This window comes from Octadecabacter temperatus, from assembly GCF_001187845.1.
Taxonomy (GTDB): Bacteria; Pseudomonadota; Alphaproteobacteria; order Rhodobacterales; family Rhodobacteraceae; genus Octadecabacter; species Octadecabacter temperatus.
The window spans coordinates 765,482-786,521 of sequence record NZ_CP012160.1 but is presented as its reverse complement, the minus strand read 5'-3'; the positions used below and the strand labels follow the sequence as shown (position 1 = coordinate 786,521).

Here is a 21,040-nt window from a genome sequence, read left to right as displayed (position 1 = left end):
TGCGAACCTTCCCAAACCGCGTTGAAAACTACACGAATACGTTCTTGGCCATGGCTGGCTTGATCTTATTTATGGCGCTGTTCACCTTAGCAGCCACCATGGGTTTCATTTGGGTTTTGCTATCCGCAGCAGGTATCAACGCCAGCCTTCGTTTCGCCGCAACACGCGCTGCGCGTTCCAGCTAGATCCGCCAAAGTTTGGCTCGCCGCTTCAAGTGCGCCTTTGCCATGCGGGATACCCAGCGCCTTTAGGCCTGCATCAATCGTTCCCAAGAACCCCAACACCATATGCCCGTTTACATGGCCCATGTGTCCAAGTCGGAAAAACGCGCTTGCAGGTGTGCGTCCCAATCCAATGCCAAGCGTCACGCCCATGTTGTGTTCGCACCACGCGCGCAGCGCATCGGCCTGTCCTTCCTCAAGGCACAATGACGTCACCGCGCGCGAGCGTTCAGCCGGATTCATGACATTGATCTCCATCGGACCTTCCGCAGCCCACGCATCAATCGCGGCCCATATCGCACGGGCCAACCCGTCATGGCGTGCCCAGACGTTTTGCAGGCCCTCTTCGTTGATCATATCCAGCGCCTCACGCAGCCCATAGATGTGGTGCGTTGGGGACGTGCCATCAAAGAACTTCCAGTACTCGTCCGCATTGACCCGCGGGCGCCAATCCCAATACCGTGAGACCTTTGGCGTCGTTTCACGCACGGCATTCGCTTTGTCGTTGAACCAGACAAAGCCGATTCCGGGGGGTGTCATCAGCCCCTTCTGGCTGGCGGCAACAGTGATATCCACGCCCCAGTTATCCATGTAGTACTCGTCGCACCCAAGCGAGGCGATGCAATCACACATCAACAGTGCAACATGGCCCGCCGCATTCATTGTATCACGTATACCTTTGACATCGTTCAGAACACCGGTCGACGTATCCACCAAAACAGTCAGTACCGCCTTAATGCGTCCCTCAGTATCTGCCTTCAACACAGCCTCAACCTGCGCGAGGTCAACTGCGTTGCTGTTCCCAAAATCAATTGTCTCGACAGATGCACCAAGGCCGTCGGCCATCTCGCCCCAACCTTCACAGAACCGACCCGTTGCCAGAACCAATACCGTATCGCCCGCGCCAATTACGTTAGACAGGGCGGCCTCCCATACTGCGTGGCCGTTGCCGATATAAATGGCGACGTCATGACGTGTGCCAGCCAGCGTCTTTAGGTCGGGAATAACACTGCGTGTCACGTCATGCAGCTCGCCCGTATAAATGTTGGGCGCTGCGCGATGCATCGCGCGCAAAACACGTTCGGGCATCACCGAGGGGCCTGGAATGGCCAGATAGGTTAAACCATTTGCAAACATCCGAACCGTCCTTATGTAGGTTGATCGGTTCGACACTAGCCAAGGTTTGCCGAGCGTCAATGCCACCCTTTCGCAAACACGCGTTTACGCTTAGATGATACATAGGCCTCGCACATACGAGGCGTTGAAGTGGACTTTTTTGTATGCAGTCACAATCAAATTCATCGCCGTATTCAAGCAGGCAAATGCTGCTTTGGCTTTGGGTAAATTACCTAAGCCATTTCAAAGGTTGGCTCGCAGTTGCGGTGCTTTTAATGGCTATTGAGGGTGCGACGTTCGGATCCATTAGTTTCATGATGCAACCGATGTTTGACCGCGTCTTTGTGGGCGGGGAAACAGGCAGCATCTGGACTGTCGGCTTAATCATTTTGGCGATTTTCGTTGTGCGCGCGTTCGCTGCATTGATCCAAAACGTCATCATGACATACGTGTCTCAAAGAAGCGGTGAAAACCTGCGATCTGACCTAATGGGTCACATCATTGGGCTAGACACAGCTTATCATCAGACCCACCCACCCGGACAAATGATTGAACGTGTGCAGGGCGATGTTGCGTCCTTAAGTACTGTCTGGGTCCAATTGGTTGCTGGTCTTGCACGGGATATGGTCGCAGTGATCAGCCTGTTGTCGGTCGCGTTCTGGATTGATTGGAAATGGATGTTGATCGCCCTGATCGGCATCCCGATTGTCATCTTACCAGCCGTTACGCTCCGTGTATTTGTGCGCCGTAAGGCACTTGCCGCACGGGCTGTTTCCGCAGAAATCTCCACCCGCATGGATGAGGTTTTTCACGGTATTACCCAAGTCAAACTGAACAGCCTAGAAAACTATCAGACCCGCCGGTTCGATAAGCTTCTAAAGCGCCGCGTTGGCACCGAAGTCGAAGCAAGGTTCGGCCAAGAGCTATTATCTGGAACCGTAGATATCATGGCTGGCGTCGGCTTTCTGGCCGTCATCGTCTTTGGCGGTTCTGAAATCATTGAGGGTGAGAAAACTGTCGGCCAGTTCATGGCCTTTTTCACCGCTATGGCGATCGCGTTTGACCCAATTCGCCGCCTCGCTAAGATTTTTGGCAAATGGCAGGTCGCAACAGCAGCGATTGAACGCATACTGGACGTGTTTGACACTAAGGCAACGCTGCTGTCCCCACCTACACCTGCAACAGCGCCAACCGCAGCGCCGGAAATCACATTTACGGACGTCTCGCTAAGTTATGGTGATCTGCCCGTATTGAACGGCACGTCCTTCACGGCGCAAGCAGGCCAAACCACGGCCCTCGTTGGGGCTTCGGGTGCAGGTAAAAGCACATTATTCAATGTTTTGACCCGTTTGATTGAACCCCAAGATGGTAGCGTTACGCTGAACGGAACACCGATCAACGCACTTGCCCTCACGGATTTGCGTGCTCTAATCTCTACAGTGTCACAAGATGCGGCCTTGTTTGATGAGACGCTACTCGAAAACATCCTGCTTGGGCGCGAAGGGGTCAGTAATGAGGCGCTTCAAGCGGCATTGAAAGATGCCCACGTTGCCGACTTTCTTGAGAACCTGCCCGACGGCCTAGACAGCGCAGCGGGACCGCGTGGGTCAAACCTGTCAGGCGGTCAACGCCAACGCATCGCGATTGCGCGTGCGCTGTTTCGCGACACTCCCATTTTGCTTTTGGACGAAGCGACAAGCGCCCTAGACACCAAGTCCGAGACGATCGTCCAAAGCGCGTTGGACCGTCTTGCTGAGGGGCGCACGACACTTGTGATCGCCCACCGTTTGTCCACTATCCAGAACGCAAACAAGATCGTTGTGATGGATAAGGGCCAAGTCGTTGACCAAGGCACCCACGAAGACTTGTTGGCACGTGGTGGGCTTTATGCTGATCTCTATCGTCTGCAATTTCGTGACGGCAAACAGGTTGTGGACCATGAAAACCGCCCCAAACGCACGCCGATTGCAGCCAAGTCGCAAGATCGCCCACAATCATGGCTGTCACGCCTGTTCAAACGCCGCCAGCGCCCCTAAGTGGCAACTATGAACACACGCTCCCTCCTGCGCCTTTCGGGCACCGACGCCAATGATTTCCTTCAAGGGCTCATTACAAACGATGTGAGCAAAGCCAAAGACGGCCTTGTTTACGCAGCCCTCCTGACACCGCAGGGCAAGTTCATCGCGGATTTCTTTGTTGCCGCAGATGGCGACGCGCTTTTGATCGACGTCGCAACGTCCCACGCACCGACCTTGGCACAACGTTTGACGATGTATCGCTTGCGCGCCGATGTGCTGATCGAAGAAAGCCCGCTGGTCGTTTCGCGCGGCACAGGTCCAGCCCCAAGCGGTAGCCACCCTGATCCGCGCCACAGCGCATTAGGCTGGCGGTTATTTAGCGACACCGACCAATCAGACGACACAAATTGGGACGCCTTGCGCGTAGCGCATGTCATTCCTGAAACGGGAATTGAGCTCACACCGGACACTTATATTCTTGAGGCAGGGTTTGAGCGTTTGAACGGCATCGATTTTCGCAAAGGCTGCTACGTCGGGCAAGAAATCGCAGCCCGCATGAAGCACAAAACCGAGCTAAAAAAGGGTCTGGCACAGGTTGCGATTGACGGCGCAGCGCCCATTGGGACACAGATAACCGCGGATGGAAAACCCGTTGGCACACTCTATACCCAATCGGATGGGCTCGCGCTCGCCCATCTGCGCTTTGATCGCGCGAAAGGTGCCATGCAAGCAGACAAGGCCACCTTGCAGCGCACCTAGCCTTTATGCGCGCTCTGAGTATTCCATCGTTTCGGTATCAACGACGATATCCGTGTCCTGCCCAACAAACGGCGGAACCATAACGCGTACACCGTTGTCCAAAATTGCAGGCTTGAATGAATTGGCCGCTGTCTGACCCTTAACAACAGGCTCGGTCTCGACAATTTTGCAGATGACCTTTTGGGGAAGACGTGCGTTCAACGCTTCTTCCTCATGGAATTCTACAACAGCGATCATGCCGTCTTGCAAAAACGGGCGGCGCTCGCCCAACAATTCAGCAGGCAATTCGATCTGCTCGTAGGTTTCCGTATCCATGAACACCAACATTCCGTCTGTTTCATAGAGGAATTGTTGATCTTTTTGCTCCAAACGGACCTTCTCAACTTTGTCAGCGGACCGGAAGCGTTCGTTCAACTTGGATCCATTGCGCAGGTTGCGCATTTCCACTTGCGCGAACGCACCACCCTTACCGGGTTTCACATGATCCGTCTTAACTGCGACCCAAAGGCCACCATTATGCTCGAGAACATTGCCGATGCGGATTTCGTTGCCGTTAATTTTTGCCATGACTCAAATGTGTCCAAAAGTTGTCAAAAGGTTGAAGGAAAGCTGCCAATGCCTATATCTTGGGTTGTGGAACCGTGCAAGCCAACCAGATACTGTTTACCGGCTGGCTGAGGTATGCAGAAATTGCATGCCTGCCATTCCAAATGAAGAACCCCGAATCGGATAAGAGCTGTCATATTGCCCAAACTGCCAGCTTCAAGGGCAAAAGCAAAACAAGGACCGACTATGCGAGATTTCGTCGACGGCACTGCATTCAACAACGAACAAGGCAACCGCGCGCGCAAACTATTTGCTGCCGTCGTGTTGGCCGCGTTGGACGACGCCATTGCGGACGATAAGAAGTATGGTAACGGCCCAGAACAGATCGCACGCTGGGCACGTTCCCGCGATGGTCGCGAAGTTCTGTCTTGTGCTGGCATCGACCCCAACGAACGCGTTGTGACTGGTCTGATGGACTTCGTCGGTAAAGGTGTACGGACTTCCGTAGCCCTGTCGCGCGAAGAAAGTGAACGCCGCGCTGTGGCTGAAGCGGAAGCTGCGGACATGGAAACACGCGCCGCTTAAGCACTTCAAAAGTTTAGACTGCCAAAGAACGCGATCCTCTGCTCGGGGTCGCGTTTTTCTTTGCCTACGTGCCAAACATGAATATCCAGACAATACCGGGAAGCAGCTGACCGAGCGCAAGAAGCATCGCAAGCCCGCGCATTCCTAAGCCGACAAACCAATGTGCGATTGCAATCGGCAATGAGAAAATCCCGGCCACCGATCCGAACAAACCTAAGATACGATTGGTTCGGCTTTGGATGCCATCCGGCCATTCATATCGACGCCAAAGAACACCACACAAAATAAGCGACACCACAATTTCTATTGTGGCGACGATGCTCCCGTAGTGATTGCGATCCCAATAGCTGACGGGACTTTCGAAAATCCAGTTCGTTATCGGCCAGAAATGCGCGCGCCCGTCATCATGATGTAATGGAAAATCCAAACCGATATGCAAAAGCGCCGCCCCAGCGAACGCGATCACCCATGCTTTTCTCAGCGCGATCGCAAGGCCAAGCACCACTCCCCAAACAATAAACGAATTATCTATCCGGAAAATGCTCTGCCACAGATCCGAGAAATACAACTCTCCAAAGACAACCTGCGGGTCCGTTCCAAGCACGAACAGATGCACACCAGCCAAAAGATAAAGCGAAACATCAGGGAGCAATGCTCCCACAATCGCGGCGGCTGTCACCTTTGGCGCATCCGCTTTGCCAAAGGCGGCAAGACCGAAAATCAAATGAGCGGGTGTATTCATCTTCGTTCCTTGGCCCTTTCCTCTTTCGACGTGACTGCTAGACAGAACCGTGGAGGATGAACATGGCTAAAGCAATCATGATTCAAGGCGCAGGGTCCAATGTGGGGAAATCCATGTTGGTTGCGGGTCTGTGTCGCGCAGCTGTGAAGCGCGGACTGACTGTCGCGCCATTCAAGCCCCAAAACATGTCCAACAATGCGGCTGTCACGATGGATGGCGGCGAAATTGGCCGCGCACAGGCGCTGCAGGCGCGTGCATGCGGGCTAGAACCACACACAGATATGAACCCCGTGCTGTTGAAACCAGAAACCGATGTCGGCGCGCAGGTTATCGTGCAGGGCAAACGTTTCGCCACGATGAAGGCCCGCGAATATGGGTCACGTAAGGCGGATTTGATTGGGCCTGTGTTAGAAAGCTACCACCGCCTTGCCGCTGCCTATGACCTGATCATCATTGAGGGTGCAGGCTCCCCCGCAGAAATCAATCTACGCGCCGGTGACATTGCCAACATGGGCTTTGCCGAGGCCGCTGGTTGCCCCGTTGTGTTGGTCGGCGACATCGATCGTGGTGGCGTAATTGCGCAGCTGGTTGGCACGGACGTAATTCTTCCAGATGAGGACCGCGCCCGCATCAAAGGTTTTGCAATCAACAAGTTTCGTGGCGATCCATCCTTGTTTGCTGACGGCATGACGGCGATTGCCGAACACACAGGTTGGGCGCCACTCGGCATTGTGTCTTGGTTTGAGGATGCATGGAAACTTCCCGCCGAGGATGTGATGGACGTGGCGACACGCAAAGGCGGTACCATTAAGGTTGTTGTGCCACGGCTGAACCGCATCGCGAACTTTGACGACCTAGACCCGCTTGCCGCGCAACCCGATGTCACCGTTGAAATAATAGAGGCTGGTCGCCCTCTGCCCGCTGATGCGGACCTGGTGCTGATCCCCGGGTCCAAATCCACCATTGCCGACCTCGCGCATTTTCGCGCCCAGGGCTGGGACGTCGATCTGCTCGCCCACGTGCGGCGCGGCGGGCATGTGCTGGGTATCTGTGGCGGATACCAGATGCTGGGACGCGAAATTGCGGACCCTGACGGTATTGAAGGGCCAGCTAGCAACGTAGAGGGCCTTGGGTTGTTGGATGTGACCACGACCATGTCAGAACACAAACGCCTCGCGCTGAGCAATGCGACGTTCAACGCCACGGGCGACGCTGTGACGGGTTATGAAATTCATATCGGGGATACTGTTGGGCCGGACTGTGCCAACGCATGGCTTACGCTTGATGGTCGCCAGATCGGGGCGGCGAGCACGGATGGGCGTATCAAGGGGTGCTATCTACACGGACTGTTTGCCTCTGACCCGTTTCGCACGTCCTACATGGACAGCATCGGCGCGCCCGTTCAGGCAATGAACTATGACGTCGGGGTCGACTCCACGCTCGATGCGCTTGCGCAGCATCTTGAAAACTGTCTCGATGTGGATCGTTTGTTCGGCTTGGCGCAGACGGTTTCGTAACGACCTGCGTTAGTCGAACTCTTGGCTCGACAGGATGCGGTAGATTTCGCGGCGGACCAATTTGCGGACGTTGCGCGTAATACGCTCACCCAATGGACCCGTCAGTTCTTCGCGCACAACCTCTGAGACCAATGCACGCAGCGCTTCTTCGTCCAGCGTAACGCCACCCGCCTCAAGCAACCCATCAAGGTCGTCGTCGCCGTATTCATCCTGCGTGTCAGCGATACCCGCCTCGGGTTCGTCTTTCGCTTCGACTTCGCCCGTTTGCTCAGCTTCCGTTGTCCGGTGCTCGAATGCGATTGGCGTATCGTCCGCCTCAAGGTCTGGATTGAACTCGGGCGCAGCGGCTTCTTCTGCATCTTGCGCATCATCAAAATTGCGCGCAACGGCACCTGGCCAAGCGATGGTTTCACCCATGAAATCGGCAACGTCTTCGCTGCCATCGGGTTCAAATTCTTCAACTTCGTTGCTGACAGCCGCTTCCAGTTCCGCGATCGTCGCTACAAGTTCCGAGCGATCTGGCGTATGCGGTGGGGTTACTTCCGCTTCGACATCACCAGGAACAGCGGCAATGCCGGCCTTGCGTGCATCGTTAACCGAATCCCAAACCATGTCGGTCAGTTCTAGCGGGCCTTCGTCACTTTCAACATCAACCTCAGGTTCGGGCTCAGATGTTTCAGAAATTTCTTCGACCCATTCATCTTCGTCGTAGGTCTCTTCAGCGGTTTCGTCGGCATGCTGATGTTCCACAGCGTCCGCTTTTGCCGCCTCTTTAGACGGCGCATTGTTGTCTACGACCAAAAACGCGGGTGTTAGGACGAATTTATCCTGCTTTGATTCGGAGGTTTCAGCGGCGTCTGCAGGGGTGTTTTGAGCAGGTGCTGCATCGGCTTCAATAGGCGCTGGATCACGCGTACGGGCCTTATCTCCATCGCTTACAAGCCGACGGATGGAAGACAGCACGTCTTCAATTTCTACGTTCGTCACTGGATCGGACATTGTTCATCCTGCTTAAGCCTCAGGCGTGCAGTTTAACCTGCCCGAAGCAACCAAACAACCGATAGTCGGGATTTGATCTATTCGCCGATGGATCGCAGAACCCTATCCAGTGCTTGGCCCTGCTCTGAATAGGTCGCAGGCGCTTCACGGACGAGGTTGTAATAGGCAGCAGGATCATAGCTTTGCACGCCGAGGTTAAGGTGCTCAGCTGTGAGCAGCCCCATTGTCGCCAGCACGCGGTAGCTTGCCACGACCTCATCGGCTTGCGCGGAAATCGTGTTGGCCTGCGCATCGAGAAGTTCTTGTTCGGCGTTCAAAACATCCAAGGTCGTGCGTGCGCCCAATGTCGCCTCTTCGCGCACACCGCGAAAGGCTGTGCGTGCAGCACGCACTTGCAGGTTCGACGCTTCAAGGCTGGCACGCGCAACGTTCAAGATCGCATAGGCATTGCCAACATTCTGACTGACGCCTTGGGTCGTCACGAGAAGGCCAGAGCGCGACGCATCACGGTTCGCTTGTGCTTCGCGAATAAGAGATTGCAACTGCCCACCCTGATAGATTGTACCACCATAGGTTAGCCCCAATTGTTGCGACGCTGTGCCTTCATCATTCAAGCCGACAGATCCATTCAGGCTTAGACGCGGGTTCAATGCCGCTTCGGCGCGGCGGATGTTGAGCTCGGCCGCTGAAACACCATGTTGTGCGCCAATCACATCTGGGTGGCGACGCATCGCAAATGCACGTGCATCTTCAAGATTGTGCTGTAACGCTGCCGGTGAAACGACATCCAGACGACCTGGCGCACGCCCAACAGCAGCGCGGAATTCTTCATTGGCTTGGGCCAACGCCCCTTCAGCAGACGCCAGAAGGCTTTGCGCTGCAGCCAGCCGCGCTTCTGCCAACGAAACATCGGTACGTGTGACTTCGCCAACTTCAAAACGATCCCGCGCCGCGCGCAGTTCTTGGTTGATCACACTCACATTACTGCGACGAAGCGCAAGGAATTCAGACTGACGACGCACATTCATGTAGGCGTCAATCGCGCGGAAAAGCACCTGCTGTTCAACCTGAACAAGGCCCTCTCGGGTTTGAAGAACGACTTCTTTTTGGACTTCCGTCGCCAAGGCGCTTGCACCACCGTCATGCAACAATAGGCTCGCAGAGACGGAGACCGTGGCGCTCAGATCGTCGGACAGGCTGCTCGACGTCGATGCTGACGAAGTCGCGTAAATCGCTTGTGCTTGCCAGCTGACAACCGGACGCAATGCCGCCAAAGACTGGGCAACGTCTTCATCAGCGGCCCGCAACAGTGCGCGGTTCTGATCGAGAAGGCCAGAGTTGTGATAGGCATCGCGCAACGCATCCGCCAAGGATTCCGAACGCGCAGGTGACGAAACAACAATCAAAGCGACGCACATTGCGCCAAATAGACGTCTTAGTGTCATGATCGTTTCCTTATCAATCAGGTCATCGTACCAAAATGGACCTCTGACAAAAGTGTTTTGTCAGAAGCTGAAGGCAGCTTCTTTACCAAAGTCCGCCAATACCGGTGCGCTTGCATTGAAAGACATGCGCCAATTCACAGAACCGTCAATCTTGCGGCCCACACGAACGACGCCCAAAGCGCCCTCTGCGAAGATCGCAACAATGCGTCCGCCGTCTTTAACTTGCGCCAACAACGCCGCAGGAACTTGTTCAACGGCACCTTGCAGCAAGATCACATCGAAAGGGCCGTTCTTTGCCGCACCCTCAACAAGTGCGCCTTCAAATACGGCGGCATTGTCGATGCCGTGATCGGACAGGTTTTGTTGCGCTTCTTCAGCGCGCCCGGCCTCGTCTTCGACGGCAACAACGAAATCGGCCAACTGTGCAAGGACCGCAGTCGAATACCCAAGCCCGCACCCAAGATCGAGAACAACATCCGTTGGCTCGATCTCAGCAGCTTCAAGCATTTTGGCAAACGTGCGCGACTCAAGCAGCACCCGGCCTTCGCCAATATCGATATTTTCACCGATGTAAGCCGCCTCGCGCTTGGCGTCCGGCACGAAGTCTTCGCGCGGCACGCTCAACAGCGCATCGATAATTGGGAATTTGGTCACGTCTGATGGGCGAACCTGTGTGTCCACCATCATTGTTCTGCGGGTTTGATAATCAGCCACGAGCTAAACTCTTTCGTTCAGAATCTACGGCCCATTCATGCCACAGCGATTGGCTGTCGGCAACGGCCCATTGTTGCTAACAGCGTTGTTCTTCCGGCAGACATGCAAACACCCTATTGAACCGCCCCAGATTCGTCGCTAAAGCACACCCACAACCACAGGACGGCGAGTTGGCGGAGTGGTTACGCAGCGGATTGCAAATCCGTGTACACGAGTTCGATTCTCGTACTCGCCTCCAAACGGTTGTGATAACTCCGACCTCTCGCAGATGATCACTCAGCGTCGGCTCCCCAACCCTGAGCGGCATCCCATTCCACGTAGATCCATAGCTGCGCAATTAGCGCCCCGTATTGGTCGACATGCGCGATGGACCGCAAATTGGCTTCACCTAAACGCACTCCTCGCGCCACCAAAACATCGATATCCGGCTTATGCAGATGCGGTTGGCCGTAGCCTCTTAGGTAGTCGAAACGGGGCTGATCAGCCATGAACGAATTGTCCGAAACGGTGGATCAACTAGGGTAAAGTGTGCAGCTCATGCAACGACTCGAAGCGTCAGGTCTTTCCCTTGCCCCGTTTGGCGACAGTATTAAGCGCGTGTCGTGTTTACTTAAACGTGTCCGGCATCAACGTTTGTGGCAGCCACAGTGCGATGCTTGGGAAAACGATAATCAAAAGCAGGATCAGCAACATTGGCAGCAAGATGATACACACTTCACGCATCACTTGCACAACGTTCATCCCACCGATTGAGGCCGAAATCAGCAAGCACAATCCGTACGGCGGAGTCACCAGCCCAAAGGCGAGCGAAACAATACCGATAATCGCAAACACCACCGGATGAATTTCTGCCGCCGTCGCAACAGGCAATAGAACCGTACCGAGGATGATGATCGTCGGGATCGCGTCAATGAACAGGCCGAAGAATAAGAACAGGCCTGCAATCACAAGAGCGGTTCCGAAGGTACCAAATTCAAGGCTTGTCATCGTGTCCACAACCAACTGCGGCACATGATAGAAGGCCAGCAACCAACCAAACGCAGACGCAGATCCAATCGCGAAAAGTGAGATCGACGCGAAGCGCCCTGTGTCATAGAAAATATGACCTAAGTCTTTGATCGTGACTGTTCGATAAACAAACATCCCAAGGATCAACGCGTAACCCGCCGCAATGATCGCGCTTTCCGTTGGCGTAACAATGCCGCCGACGATGCTGCCGATAACAAAGATCGGTGTAAGCAACGCAAGGAATGCGCCCTTAAACGCCACCCAGATTTCGTTCAGGGTCGGCTTGCCGATAATCGGGTAATCATAAACCTTTGCATAGCCGTAAACCGTTGCCATAAGCGCAAGCCCGATCATGATGCCCGGAATGGCACCCGCCAAAAACAAAGCTCCGACCGACGTCTTCATGACCCCGCCCCAAACGATCATCAAGATCGACGGAGGGATGATGACGCCCATAACGGACGAACAGGCAGTAATCGCAATTGCGAAACGGCGGTCGTAACCCTCGTTGATCATTGCGGGGATCAAGATTTTCCCACAACCCGCCGCATCCGCGGTAGATGACCCTGAAATACCAGCAAACAGCATGGAAACAGCAACATTAACGTGCCCCAATCCACCAGGCATCCATCCCGTTAAAACACGCGAAAGATCAATCAGCTTTTCCGTAACTTTCCCCGAATTCATGAGGTTCGCGGCAAGCAAGAAGAACGGCACAGCAAGCAAGATGAAGGCGTTATAGGACTGGAACATACGGTCCAGCACAATGAACGGGGTCAGGCGCAGTTCCAGAACCACAATCGGCACCGTCGCAATCGCAAGTGAAAACGCCACAGGAATGCGCATGGCGACCAAGAAAATAAAACTGCCGACAAGAATGGCGCAGGCGAGGCCCGTTGAGATAATCATGCTGCGTCTACCGCCCGATTTTTATATTTGAGAATAGCTTCGTAAAGCCTGTAGCCCGCGAACAAGATCCAGATGACACCTGCAATCGGCACCGAGATATAAGTGACCAGCATATTCGCGCGCATCATAACGGAATTCTGGATGTAGCCGAATTTGGCGTATTCAATCCCGTACCACGCAAAGATCAGCGCGAAGGCGAGGATCATAACCAGCACAAACCCGTCCTGTAACAGGACAAGCAGAGGGCGTTTGGCATCTGGGATTACGCGTACATCAAAGTGGGACCCGTCCCAAACCGCAATCATCGCGCCGATCATGACGGCCCAAACGAAGATGAACGTCGCCAGCTCTTCGGTCCAAAGATACACAGGAATAAGACCAGTGTAGCGTGCGATTACCTGCATGCCGACAGGGATGGCGAGGACGGCGATAAGAACTCCTAGCAACACCCGTAAAACATTGCAAAGCTGCTCAAGCGCCTGCCCGACAAAGCCGCTGCGAAGCAATTTAAAGACCCGAATTATCATGACGTCCCCTAAGTAAAATTATCGGCGCCGTTGACCGGCGCCGATAATCATTTTCAATGTCCGAGACTTACTTAGCGCGGATTGCTTCAAGCAGATCAGACGCGCCCAGTTCAGCGGCGTATGCGTCTTGCACAGGGATCACCATCTCAAGCAGCGCATCGCGGCCTTCGAATTCAGTGACAAACACCTGACCAGCATCGATCATCTCTTGCATCTTTTCACCGTCCTGACGGCTTTCCAGCTCACGGCCGAATGCGCCCGCTGCGGCACCGGCTTCAAGAACAACAGCTTGAAGATCGGCATCCAAAGCAGAGAACGTGCTTTCAGACATCACCAATGGGCGCACGGTAATCGCGTGGCGCGTCAGTGTGATGTGCGGGGCAACTTCGTAGAACTTAAGGTTCTGGATGGACGCCGCTTCGTTTTCGAAACCAGCGATCACGCCTGTCTGAATCGCGTTGTAAACTTCGTTATACGCAATCGCAGAAGGTGCCGCTTGAATGGCTGCGAAGATTTGCGCCTGAATTGGCGCACCCATTACGCGCATCTGGTGGCCTGTCAGCTCATCGATGTTTGTGATGGCTTCAGCGGATGCGAGGTTACGAACACCGCCACCTGCATAACCGATGACGCGGATGTTTGCCTTTTCAAGGAGCTCAGCTTCGAGGGGGGCCATAACACCGCTGGCCAATGCAGTATCCCAGTGCTCAAGGTCACGGAACAAGAATGGCATGTCCATCAAAGGAATGGATGGTGCGAATGTCGCCATGTTGGACGGCGCCATGATGGCGTAATCGATCGCAACACCCTGCTGCAAGAACGTCACGAAATCGCTCTCGTCGCCCAGTTCGCCGTTCAAGCTGATGTCGAATGAAACGTCGCCATCATAGCCCTCAGTGACCAAGCGTTCGAACTCGCGAAGTGTTTTGGTGTAGGCGTGCTCTTCGTCAAACAAGCTCGCGCCGCGCAATGCAGTTTCCGCAGAAACGGACGTCGCCATAACAGCTGTTGCAGCGATCGCGCCGACGGTTACAGCCTTCATTGATTTGAAGTGAAACATTGTGTCCTCCCAGACTTAAAAGTGCCCGCAAAATGAATGCAGACTAGTATACCTGTTGGTTTGGCGAGTTGGGCACACCAAATTAGCTTTGTAAACACCTGTCGAGATCACATACATACGAAGCGGCAAAATCCACCAGTAAGTATTTGAAAAGATAACGCATTTACTGCGGGCAATCTTCAGGTTCCGCTAGGCTGGTCGCGGATTAACCGATATGGGAATCGGTGCCTCGAGATCATATCGGTCGGCTTTTCCAGGCTTGGCGGGACGACGTGAACGAAAAAGGGGCGCATTACTGCGCCCCCAAACACTCCGTTCTGATGCCACTTACGGCATGGGGATATCGGTCGTATATTTAGGAATGTGGTAGCCCTTTTGTACTGCGGGACGATCCACGATGCGCAAATACCAATCGCGTACGTTTGGATAATCCTTAAGGTCAATTTCCTGCCAGTCGTGACGGGCAATCCAAGGAAACATCGACATATCGGCGATGGTGTAATGACCTCTGCCCTCACCCACGACGTAGTCACGCCCCTCAAGACGGGTGTTAAGAACCCGATACAAACGCTGCGCTTCTGTGGAATAGCGCTGTTCGCCGTACTCAGACTTACCTTTGTTGTATTTTACGAAGTGGTGAACCTGCCCCAACATCGGGCCAAGACCACCCATTTGCCACATCAACCATTCAACCATGCGCCAATATTCATCACCCTCGCAGGTGAACTGCTTATGCTTGTTGGCCAGATACAGCATGATCGCACCCGTCTCCATCAAGGACATGCCGTTGTCCTGATCAACAATCGCTGGAATTCGATTGTTCGGCGCGATCTTCAAAAAGTCAGGATCAAACTGCTCGTCCTTAGAAATGTCGACTGGATGCGCGGTATAAGGGATGCCCAGTTCTTCAAGCAAAATAGAAACCTTACGGCCATTCGGTGTCGTCCAAGTGTAAAGATCAATCATTTGGTTTGTCCTGCGTAAGTCCGGAATGTGGAGTCGTTGATAATAGCGTCGCTTCGATATTAGGGCGTTTGCATCGGCTGACAAGCCCTCACAACCAAACTAATCACAACCAACTGGTCAACCAATGCGGAATCATTGCGATTCACTTAAATTCGAATTTTCTACCCATTACACCTATACAGCCCATTATTGCAGCATTATCCTTACTCAACGACTCAGCGCGCTCAATCAAAATTGGTTGACCATTATACATAAAGATCACTGATTATTAGAGGCCCCGCATGACCCGCGAAACTCCTGAATGGAAAGCTGTAAAGACGTCCCCAAATATGCCTTTGCCAAACGAAATGAAGGCATGGGTTCTTGGAGACCCTGAAGAGCTGACGCTGACCGAAAAGGTTATCCCTGCCCCTGGAAAAGCCGAGGCGCTGGTGCGGATCGATGCGGTTGCGATTTGCGCGACCGACTTGGAAATCCTGAAATACGGAACGCCCGCTTTGATCGAAGGCGGCGCGCCCTTCAACAAAAACTACACGCCCGGCCATGAATACATGGGCACAATTGCCGCGCTAGGGCCTGGGGTGGATGAATTCGAAATCGGCGACCGTGTCACGGTTGAAATCCACGCAGGTTGTGGACAGTGCAAACGCTGTCGCATGGGCATGTACACCTCGTGCCACAACTACGGCAAAAACTACGGTGACGTCGACAAGGGCCACCGCGCCAATGGGTTCACGACAGACGGTGGCTTTGCGCAATATGCAGTCAACAACATCAACACGATGATCCGTGTGCCCGACGATATGTCCGACGAAGAAGCCACGTTGGTCGTCACCGCGGGCACATCCATGTACGGACTGACCGAACTTGGCGGATTAGTTGCCGGCGAAAGTGTCGTCGTTATCGGGCCCGGCCCGATTGGGCTGCTGGCAGTTGCCGTGGCGAAATCCCTTGGTGCATCGCCTGTTATCCTTGTGGGAACGCGTGAAAACCGCAATGAGATCGGTCGCAAACTGGGTGCGGACTACGTTATTGATGCGCGCAACGAAGACGTGGTCGCGCGGGTCATGGAATTGACAGGCAAAGGCGCGGATTACGTCGTTGATTGCGCAGGCAACGAGACTACAACAAATCAAGCGGTCAAGATGACCAACCGTGGCGGACGCATTTGCCTCGCGGCCTTCCCAAAGGAACCGGTTAAGTTCGACCTTGGCTATTTGGCGGTGAACAATATCTATCTCTACGGTATTCGCGGCGAAGGACGTTCCGCGACGCACCGCGCTATGGCGTTCATGGCGGAAAAGCGGTTCGATGCCCGACTGGTTCACACCCACACGTTTTCCATGGAAGAGCTACCGACAGCGTTGAAATATGCGCGCGAACGCATCGATGATGCGATCAAAGTTGTTGTGTCGATGGGCAACGGCCCCAAGGACCCGAAAACAGTAAAATGAGCGTAGAAGGCTAGACCTATGACCAAAGCAATTCGTGGCATCTATGCTGCCGCAATCTCCCCGTTCAATGCCGACGGATCTCTAAACACAGACCTCTTGATTGGCTATTGCAAGCATCTGATGACGGATGGTGGGTGCGATGGGGTCGCGCCAACTGGAACCACCGGTGAAGGCACATCCGTTCCCATGCGTGACCGGTTGGCCCTTCCCGAAGCGTTTGCAAACGCAGGTATCGCTAAGGACGCAGTTATTTTCGGGACTGGTGCGCCTTCCGCTGAGGACTGCGTCGCGTTGACCAGATCTGCCGTCGACGCAGGCTATATGAACGCGCTTGTTCTGCCGCCTTATTACTACAAGAACCCGTCCGATGATGGGTTGTTCGCCTATTATGCCAATCTCATCGAAAAAATTGGGTCCGACGATTTACGGATTTATCTGTACCATTTCCCACAAATGTCGGCCGTGCCCTTGTCCGTCAATCTGGTCTTGCGGTTGCGCAAGGCCTTCGGTGGTATCATCGCAGGGCTAAAAGACAGCAGCGGTGATTTTGAACAATCGCGCGCTTTCATCGAAGCGACCGACGGCGTCACCGATGACTTTGATGTATACCCGTCCTCCGAGGCGTTCTTGTGGGATGGTCTGTCGATCGGGTCTGCTGGCATTATCTCTGGGTCAACGAACGTCTTCGCAAACGGGGTTCAGGCCGCCAAAGCCGCACCAGAGGGTGCAGCGCGTGATGCCGCGATGGACGTTGTGAGAACGGCCCGTGCCGTGGCCGGTAAGTACCCATTGATGGCCGCGATGAAACAAATCGAGGCGTGGCGCAGTGGCAAAGACTTATGGACACGAATGACGCCGCCATTGGTCCCGCTAACGGCCGAACAAAGATCATCTTTACGCGCAGACCTCGAAGCTATCGGCGCGATGCCTGCCACCAAAGCCTAAGAAGAACAGGAGATACTTATGTCAACGAACCTGAAAACCGTATCAAACCACGTTGAACGCAACACCGATCCGGCCGCGTTCGCCCATTGGCCAGACGGGTTTTACGAAGAAATGCTGGCCGGCCTTGAGAACGGGTGTGTGGGTTCGACACTGGTGTCTGAGACGGCCGATATGCGGGTTTGGCATTTGATCATCCCAGTGGGCGGACGTGCTGGATTTCACTGCCACGTAAACCGCTACTTTTGGTCAGCCGTGGCTAGCGGAAAAGCGCGCGGTTACTTTTCCTCCGGCGAAATCAAAGACGTTGAGCACTACGTCGGTGAGACCAAGCATTACAACTACGGCGCAGGTGAATCGATGGTGCATTCCGTCGAAAACATCGGCGACACAGAACTGTCGTTTGTCACGGTGGAATTTCTGGATGGCGAGAACCCAGCTTGGCCCATCCCCGACGATATGCGCCTTAAAACACCAGCTTAAATTGGGAACTCGCCCAAAAACTGAGACAGGATAGTCCGATGAAAACCACACGCATTGTAATGCGATCGCAGGGCAGCCCTGAGGTCATGGAGCTCGAAACAATTGAACTGCCCGCCCCGACTGAAGGCGAAGTTCAAATTGAGCACACGGCACTTGGCCTAAACTACATGGATATCTACCAGCGGTCCGGTGCGTACAAAATGAACCTGCCCAGTCCGCTTGGCCTTGAGGCCGCTGGCACGGTTATCGCCGTCGGGGATGGTGTTGATGGGTTTGCCATAGGGGATCGCGTAGCCTACGGGCCGATCCTTGGGGCTTATGCGACACACCGAAACGCACCGGCTGCGCGGGTCGTGAAAATTCCAGACTGGATAGACGATGAAACTGCAGCCGCCGTTTTGATGAAAGGTACGACAGTCGAATACCTGCTGACGCGTACCTATAAAATTAAGGCCGGTGAGAATGTGCTGTTTTGGGCAGCAAGCGGCGGTGTGGGTCAACTCGCTGGACAATGGGGCAACCACATCGGGGCCAACATGATTGGCGTGACGTCGGGGCGCGAAAACTGCGACGCGATCCTTAAGCTTGGCTATGCCCATGCCATTGATCGTAAATCGGAAAACGTGGCTGAACGCGTGCAAGAAATCACGGGTGGTAAAGGCGTTCCTGTAGTTTACGACAGCGTCGGTGCCGCCAGCTTTGATGCCTCGATTGCCAGCCTGTCGCGTTATGGAATGTTTGTATCTTACGGCGCCACCACGGGCGAAGCGCCCGCTGTCGCGCCCAGCCTTTTGCAACATAGTGGGTCTTTGTATTTCACACGTCCGACGCTCGCGGACTACATCGCGGATCGCGCCGACCTTGAACATGCCGCAAACGAGATTTTCCGACTTGTCCGTGACGGCGTTCTTTGCGTGAACATCAACAAAACCTACCCACTTGATCACGTGCAAGTGGCGCATCGCGCCCTTGAAGATGCGTCGCTTACGGGGTCGACCCTATTGACGCTTTAACGTGCCGTTTAGTCCTCGTCGTCAGCCTGAATGGTATCAAGCGTCGATTTAAGGTGTTTGCGCATCGCCTTCTTTGCGGCGCTACTGTCGCGTTGCTCAAGCGCGTGGACAATTGCGTCGTGTTCTGTGAACGAATGATAGTCTTTGGAGGGCATTTCTTGTGGTGTGCTAAGGCGACGCCAAACCACAACCATACGCACCTGATTGATCACGCTGTGCACCTCATGCAGCAAGGAATTGCCGGATGCGCGTGCGATCATGTCGTGAAAGTCAGAATCCAACTTTTCGTATTTGCTCCAGGTTTCGGCGGTTTTCATTGCCGCGGCCAAATCCGCAATGTCACGTAGCTGCCTTGAAGACGCATGGATCGCCGCAAGCGAGGCCAGTTCAGGCTCGATTGCGATCCGCGCGGTCATCGCTTCATATGGGCCTGTGCGTTCGGCCAACTCGTTGATCCGCGCATTGACTGTTGATTTCTTGGCAACCGCGGCACGTTTTGCAAGGAACGTACCCCGCCCGACGATCCGCTCGACGCGCCCTTCAACTTCCAAGACGAACATGGCTTTGCGCAATTCGGCGCGACTAATGCAAAGGGTCTGTGCCAACTCGCGTTCTGCCGGAAGCCGCGCACCTTCTTTCATGCGGGATGTCTCAATCCAAGTGCGCAATCGCGTCAAAATAGTTTCATCCATTGTGTTACCAATCGCAGTCTTGTGTTACAGTCGCGGCGTGGAATGCACCTCTGAAAACAAACCAAATTCAACGGATTATCACTATAAATCCCAGAAAGCCTTCATGTCAGGTTTGCCAGCATGCTCGACAATGGTCAACCATTTCACGAGTAAGCCAACCAGCGTGGCTTGGCCTACCCGAATTACACGTCACCATACCAAAGGAACCTAGCCCAATGTCTGAAACAGCACCGCGCACCTCGCTCAGCACGCTTCAATCGTTCATTCAAAACGCGTTTGTGGCCGTTGGCATGCCCCATGAGGAAGCTGGAAAGGCCGCCGCATTGATGGCGCAGGCCGATCTGATTGGGCAGGATGGGCACGGGGTTTCCCGACTGCCAATGTATATCAAACGCATTCAGGCTGGCGGGCTAAACGTCAAACCCGACTTTAAGATCATCGAAGAACGCGCGGCGACCGCATTGATTGATGGCGACAATGGGCTTGGACATCTGGTCATGCAAAACGCGACAGAACTTGCGATGAAGAAGGCCGAAACCACAGGTGTTGCATGGGTCGGGGCGCGCCATTCCAACCATGCTGGCCCTGCATCCCTTTACGCGATGATGCCGCTGAAAAAGGATATGATCGGGCTCTATGTCGCGGTGGGAAGCGCCAACCATTTGCCGCCCTGGGGTGGCACGGAAATGTTGCTTAGTACCAATCCGATTGCGGTGGCCATTCCGTCTGGCGCCAACCCGCCAATCATTCTGGATATGGCGACCACAGTTGCCGCCTATGGCAAAGTCAAAACCGCGGCGCAACGGGGTGAAACGATGCCCGAAGGCTGGATGGTCGATAAAGACGGCAACCCGCTGACGGATCCGTCCCGCGCATCTGAAGGGTTTCTTTTGCCAATTGGTGGCGCCAAGGGATACGGGCTTGCGTTGATTTTTGGCATTCTCGCAGGCACGTTAAACGGGGCCGCATTTGGACGCGACGTGATCGATTTCAATGCCGACAGTAAAAAGACAACGAACACGGGCCACTTCATTCTAGCCCTTGATATCAAAGCCTTCGCAGATCCAAAGATGTTCAAAGCCAGCATCGATAACGTGTGGGCAGAAATGAAGTCATCCGAGCTGATGACCGGTGTTTCCGAAATCCGCCTCCCCGGTGAGAGGTTGGCGCAGGTGACACAAGATCGCACGGACAATGGCATCCCTCTCGCCCCCGCTCTGCGCGAAACGCTGAAAGAGCTTGCAGCAGATCTTGGAATTGCGCCGCTCTAAAAACTTGGGACGCGCCGTCAATTCGGCACACCCCAAAATCTGTTTTAATACGG

At 54.3% G+C, this 21,040-nt stretch carries 21 protein-coding genes and 1 tRNA gene; 10 read left to right on the top strand and 12 right to left on the bottom strand.

The window, feature by feature from the left end; genetic code table 11:
- Positions 1–119: 119 nt before the first annotated feature.
- Positions 120–1,358: a pyridoxal-phosphate-dependent aminotransferase family protein gene (locus tag OSB_RS04090; protein ID WP_049833788.1), complete on the bottom strand. Its 1,239-nt coding sequence runs from the start codon at positions 1,356–1,358 to the stop codon at positions 120–122.
- A 143-nt stretch (positions 1,359–1,501) separates the two neighbouring features.
- On the opposite strand from OSB_RS04090, the gene OSB_RS04085 reads away from it, so the two are divergent.
- Positions 1,502–3,373, top strand: coding sequence for an ABC transporter ATP-binding protein (locus OSB_RS04085; RefSeq protein WP_049833787.1), 1,872 nt, complete (start codon positions 1,502–1,504; stop codon positions 3,371–3,373).
- A 9-nt stretch (positions 3,374–3,382) separates the two neighbouring features.
- Positions 3,383–4,114 (top strand): CAF17-like 4Fe-4S cluster assembly/insertion protein YgfZ, encoded by a 732-nt coding sequence (ygfZ, locus tag OSB_RS04080; protein ID WP_049833786.1) that lies wholly within the window; start codon positions 3,383–3,385, stop codon positions 4,112–4,114.
- Positions 4,115–4,117: 3 nt separating this feature from the next.
- Here the strand turns inward: ygfZ and efp are convergent, their stop codons facing one another.
- Positions 4,118–4,681, bottom strand: a complete 564-nt coding sequence (efp, locus tag OSB_RS04075; RefSeq protein ID WP_049833785.1) for an elongation factor P — start codon at positions 4,679–4,681, stop codon at positions 4,118–4,120.
- 225 nt (positions 4,682–4,906) lie between these two features.
- Here efp and OSB_RS04070 point away from each other — a divergent pair, with 225 nt between their 5' ends.
- Positions 4,907–5,245 carry a DUF6280 family protein gene (locus tag OSB_RS04070; RefSeq protein ID WP_049833784.1) on the top strand — a complete coding sequence of 113 codons (339 nt, stop codon included), beginning with the start codon at positions 4,907–4,909 and terminating at the stop codon, positions 5,243–5,245.
- Between the two features lie 64 nt (positions 5,246–5,309).
- Here the strand turns inward: OSB_RS04070 and OSB_RS04065 are convergent, their stop codons facing one another.
- A complete protein-coding gene (locus OSB_RS04065) occupies positions 5,310–5,987 on the bottom strand; it encodes a cobalamin biosynthesis protein CobQ (RefSeq protein WP_200802521.1) in 678 nt (225 codons plus the stop codon).
- A gap of 62 nt (positions 5,988–6,049) precedes the next feature.
- Here OSB_RS04065 and OSB_RS04060 point away from each other — a divergent pair, with 62 nt between their 5' ends.
- Positions 6,050–7,504 carry a cobyric acid synthase gene (locus tag OSB_RS04060; RefSeq protein WP_049836036.1) on the top strand — a complete coding sequence of 485 codons (1,455 nt, stop codon included), beginning with the start codon at positions 6,050–6,052 and terminating at the stop codon, positions 7,502–7,504.
- 9 nt (positions 7,505–7,513) lie between these two features.
- On the opposite strand, the gene OSB_RS04055 is transcribed toward OSB_RS04060, so the two are convergent.
- The 3 genes from OSB_RS04055 to OSB_RS04045 form a co-directional block, all read right to left on the bottom strand.
- Positions 7,514–8,503, bottom strand: coding sequence for a hypothetical protein (locus tag OSB_RS04055; protein WP_049833783.1), 990 nt, complete (start codon positions 8,501–8,503; stop codon positions 7,514–7,516).
- A 77-nt stretch (positions 8,504–8,580) separates the two neighbouring features.
- Positions 8,581–9,948 carry a TolC family outer membrane protein gene (locus tag OSB_RS04050; RefSeq protein ID WP_049833782.1) on the bottom strand — a complete coding sequence of 456 codons (1,368 nt, stop codon included), beginning with the start codon at positions 9,946–9,948 and terminating at the stop codon, positions 8,581–8,583.
- 60 nt (positions 9,949–10,008) lie between these two features.
- Positions 10,009–10,662 carry a protein-L-isoaspartate O-methyltransferase family protein gene (locus OSB_RS04045; RefSeq protein ID WP_049833781.1) on the bottom strand — a complete coding sequence of 218 codons (654 nt, stop codon included), beginning with the start codon at positions 10,660–10,662 and terminating at the stop codon, positions 10,009–10,011.
- Positions 10,663–10,826: 164 nt separating this feature from the next.
- Between OSB_RS04045 and OSB_RS04040 the strand changes: the two genes are divergently transcribed.
- Positions 10,827–10,900, top strand: a tRNA-Cys gene (locus OSB_RS04040).
- Between the two features lie 34 nt (positions 10,901–10,934).
- Here OSB_RS04040 and OSB_RS04035 read toward each other — a convergent pair.
- The 5 genes from OSB_RS04035 to OSB_RS04015 form a co-directional block, all read right to left on the bottom strand.
- Positions 10,935–11,150, bottom strand: coding sequence for a hypothetical protein (locus tag OSB_RS04035; protein ID WP_049833780.1), 216 nt, complete (start codon positions 11,148–11,150; stop codon positions 10,935–10,937).
- A 118-nt stretch (positions 11,151–11,268) separates the two neighbouring features.
- On the bottom strand, positions 11,269–12,579 hold the full coding sequence (locus OSB_RS04030) for a TRAP transporter large permease (protein ID WP_049833779.1): 1,311 nt from the start codon (positions 12,577–12,579) through the stop codon (positions 11,269–11,271).
- Positions 12,576–13,106 (bottom strand): TRAP transporter small permease, encoded by a 531-nt coding sequence (locus OSB_RS04025; protein ID WP_049833778.1) that lies wholly within the window; start codon positions 13,104–13,106, stop codon positions 12,576–12,578. The genes OSB_RS04030 and OSB_RS04025 overlap by 4 nt, the downstream gene beginning before the upstream one ends.
- A 67-nt stretch (positions 13,107–13,173) precedes the next feature.
- A complete protein-coding gene (locus tag OSB_RS04020; protein WP_234967343.1) occupies positions 13,174–14,166 on the bottom strand; it encodes a TRAP transporter substrate-binding protein in 993 nt (330 codons plus the stop codon).
- A 327-nt stretch (positions 14,167–14,493) separates the two neighbouring features.
- Entirely contained in the window at positions 14,494–15,132 is a 639-nt protein-coding gene (locus OSB_RS04015) for a glutathione S-transferase family protein (RefSeq protein WP_049833777.1), read from the bottom strand.
- 281 nt (positions 15,133–15,413) lie between these two features.
- On the opposite strand from OSB_RS04015, the gene OSB_RS04010 reads away from it, so the two are divergent.
- From OSB_RS04010 to OSB_RS03995, 4 genes are read left to right on the top strand one after another with little or no spacing between them, the layout of a single operon-like run.
- Positions 15,414–16,586 (top strand): zinc-dependent alcohol dehydrogenase, encoded by a 1,173-nt coding sequence (locus OSB_RS04010; RefSeq protein WP_049833776.1) that lies wholly within the window; start codon positions 15,414–15,416, stop codon positions 16,584–16,586.
- Positions 16,587–16,604: 18 nt separating this feature from the next.
- Positions 16,605–17,531, top strand: a complete 927-nt coding sequence (locus OSB_RS04005) for a dihydrodipicolinate synthase family protein (protein ID WP_049833775.1) — start codon at positions 16,605–16,607, stop codon at positions 17,529–17,531.
- Between the two features lie 18 nt (positions 17,532–17,549).
- Positions 17,550–18,011, top strand: coding sequence for a cupin domain-containing protein (locus OSB_RS04000; RefSeq protein WP_049833774.1), 462 nt, complete (start codon positions 17,550–17,552; stop codon positions 18,009–18,011).
- 38 nt (positions 18,012–18,049) lie between these two features.
- The gene (locus OSB_RS03995; RefSeq protein ID WP_049833773.1) at positions 18,050–19,024 is read left to right on the top strand and encodes a quinone oxidoreductase family protein; all 975 of its coding nucleotides are present in this window, start codon (positions 18,050–18,052) and stop codon (positions 19,022–19,024) included.
- Between the two features lie 8 nt (positions 19,025–19,032).
- Here OSB_RS03995 and OSB_RS03990 read toward each other — a convergent pair whose 3' ends face one another.
- Entirely contained in the window at positions 19,033–19,716 is a 684-nt protein-coding gene (locus OSB_RS03990) for a FadR/GntR family transcriptional regulator (RefSeq protein WP_049833772.1), read from the bottom strand.
- 215 nt (positions 19,717–19,931) lie between these two features.
- Between OSB_RS03990 and OSB_RS03985 the strand changes: the two genes are divergently transcribed.
- Entirely contained in the window at positions 19,932–20,987 is a 1,056-nt protein-coding gene (locus OSB_RS03985; protein WP_049833771.1) for an Ldh family oxidoreductase, read from the top strand.
- Positions 20,988–21,040 lie beyond the last annotated feature (53 nt).

Excerpts from the sequence above, each read along its gene's own strand:
- OSB_RS04090 (WP_049833788.1), bottom strand. The coding sequence starts at position 1,358 with ATGTTTGCAAATGGTTTAACCTATCTGGCCATTCCAGGCCCCTCGGTG.
- OSB_RS04085 (WP_049833787.1), top strand. The coding sequence starts at position 1,502 with ATGCAGTCACAATCAAATTCATCGCCGTATTCAAGCAGGCAAATGCTG.
- ygfZ (WP_049833786.1), top strand. The coding sequence starts at position 3,383 with ATGAACACACGCTCCCTCCTGCGCCTTTCGGGCACCGACGCCAATGAT.
- efp (WP_049833785.1), bottom strand. The coding sequence starts at position 4,681 with ATGGCAAAAATTAACGGCAACGAAATCCGCATCGGCAATGTTCTCGAG.
- OSB_RS04070 (WP_049833784.1), top strand. The coding sequence starts at position 4,907 with ATGCGAGATTTCGTCGACGGCACTGCATTCAACAACGAACAAGGCAAC.
- OSB_RS04065 (WP_200802521.1), bottom strand. The coding sequence starts at position 5,987 with ATGAATACACCCGCTCATTTGATTTTCGGTCTTGCCGCCTTTGGCAAA.
- OSB_RS04060 (WP_049836036.1), top strand. The coding sequence starts at position 6,050 with ATGGCTAAAGCAATCATGATTCAAGGCGCAGGGTCCAATGTGGGGAAA.
- OSB_RS04055 (WP_049833783.1), bottom strand. The coding sequence starts at position 8,503 with ATGTCCGATCCAGTGACGAACGTAGAAATTGAAGACGTGCTGTCTTCC.
- OSB_RS04050 (WP_049833782.1), bottom strand. The coding sequence starts at position 9,948 with ATGACACTAAGACGTCTATTTGGCGCAATGTGCGTCGCTTTGATTGTT.
- OSB_RS04035 (WP_049833780.1), bottom strand. The coding sequence starts at position 11,150 with ATGGCTGATCAGCCCCGTTTCGACTACCTAAGAGGCTACGGCCAACCG.
- OSB_RS04030 (WP_049833779.1), bottom strand. The coding sequence starts at position 12,579 with ATGATTATCTCAACGGGCCTCGCCTGCGCCATTCTTGTCGGCAGTTTT.
- OSB_RS04025 (WP_049833778.1), bottom strand. The coding sequence starts at position 13,106 with ATGATAATTCGGGTCTTTAAATTGCTTCGCAGCGGCTTTGTCGGGCAG.
- OSB_RS04020 (WP_234967343.1), bottom strand. The coding sequence starts at position 14,166 with ATGTTTCACTTCAAATCAATGAAGGCTGTAACCGTCGGCGCGATCGCT.
- OSB_RS04015 (WP_049833777.1), bottom strand. The coding sequence starts at position 15,132 with ATGATTGATCTTTACACTTGGACGACACCGAATGGCCGTAAGGTTTCT.
- OSB_RS04010 (WP_049833776.1), top strand. The coding sequence starts at position 15,414 with ATGACCCGCGAAACTCCTGAATGGAAAGCTGTAAAGACGTCCCCAAAT.
- OSB_RS04005 (WP_049833775.1), top strand. The coding sequence starts at position 16,605 with ATGACCAAAGCAATTCGTGGCATCTATGCTGCCGCAATCTCCCCGTTC.
- OSB_RS04000 (WP_049833774.1), top strand. The coding sequence starts at position 17,550 with ATGTCAACGAACCTGAAAACCGTATCAAACCACGTTGAACGCAACACC.
- OSB_RS03995 (WP_049833773.1), top strand. The coding sequence starts at position 18,050 with ATGAAAACCACACGCATTGTAATGCGATCGCAGGGCAGCCCTGAGGTC.
- OSB_RS03990 (WP_049833772.1), bottom strand. The coding sequence starts at position 19,716 with ATGGATGAAACTATTTTGACGCGATTGCGCACTTGGATTGAGACATCC.
- OSB_RS03985 (WP_049833771.1), top strand. The coding sequence starts at position 19,932 with ATGTCTGAAACAGCACCGCGCACCTCGCTCAGCACGCTTCAATCGTTC.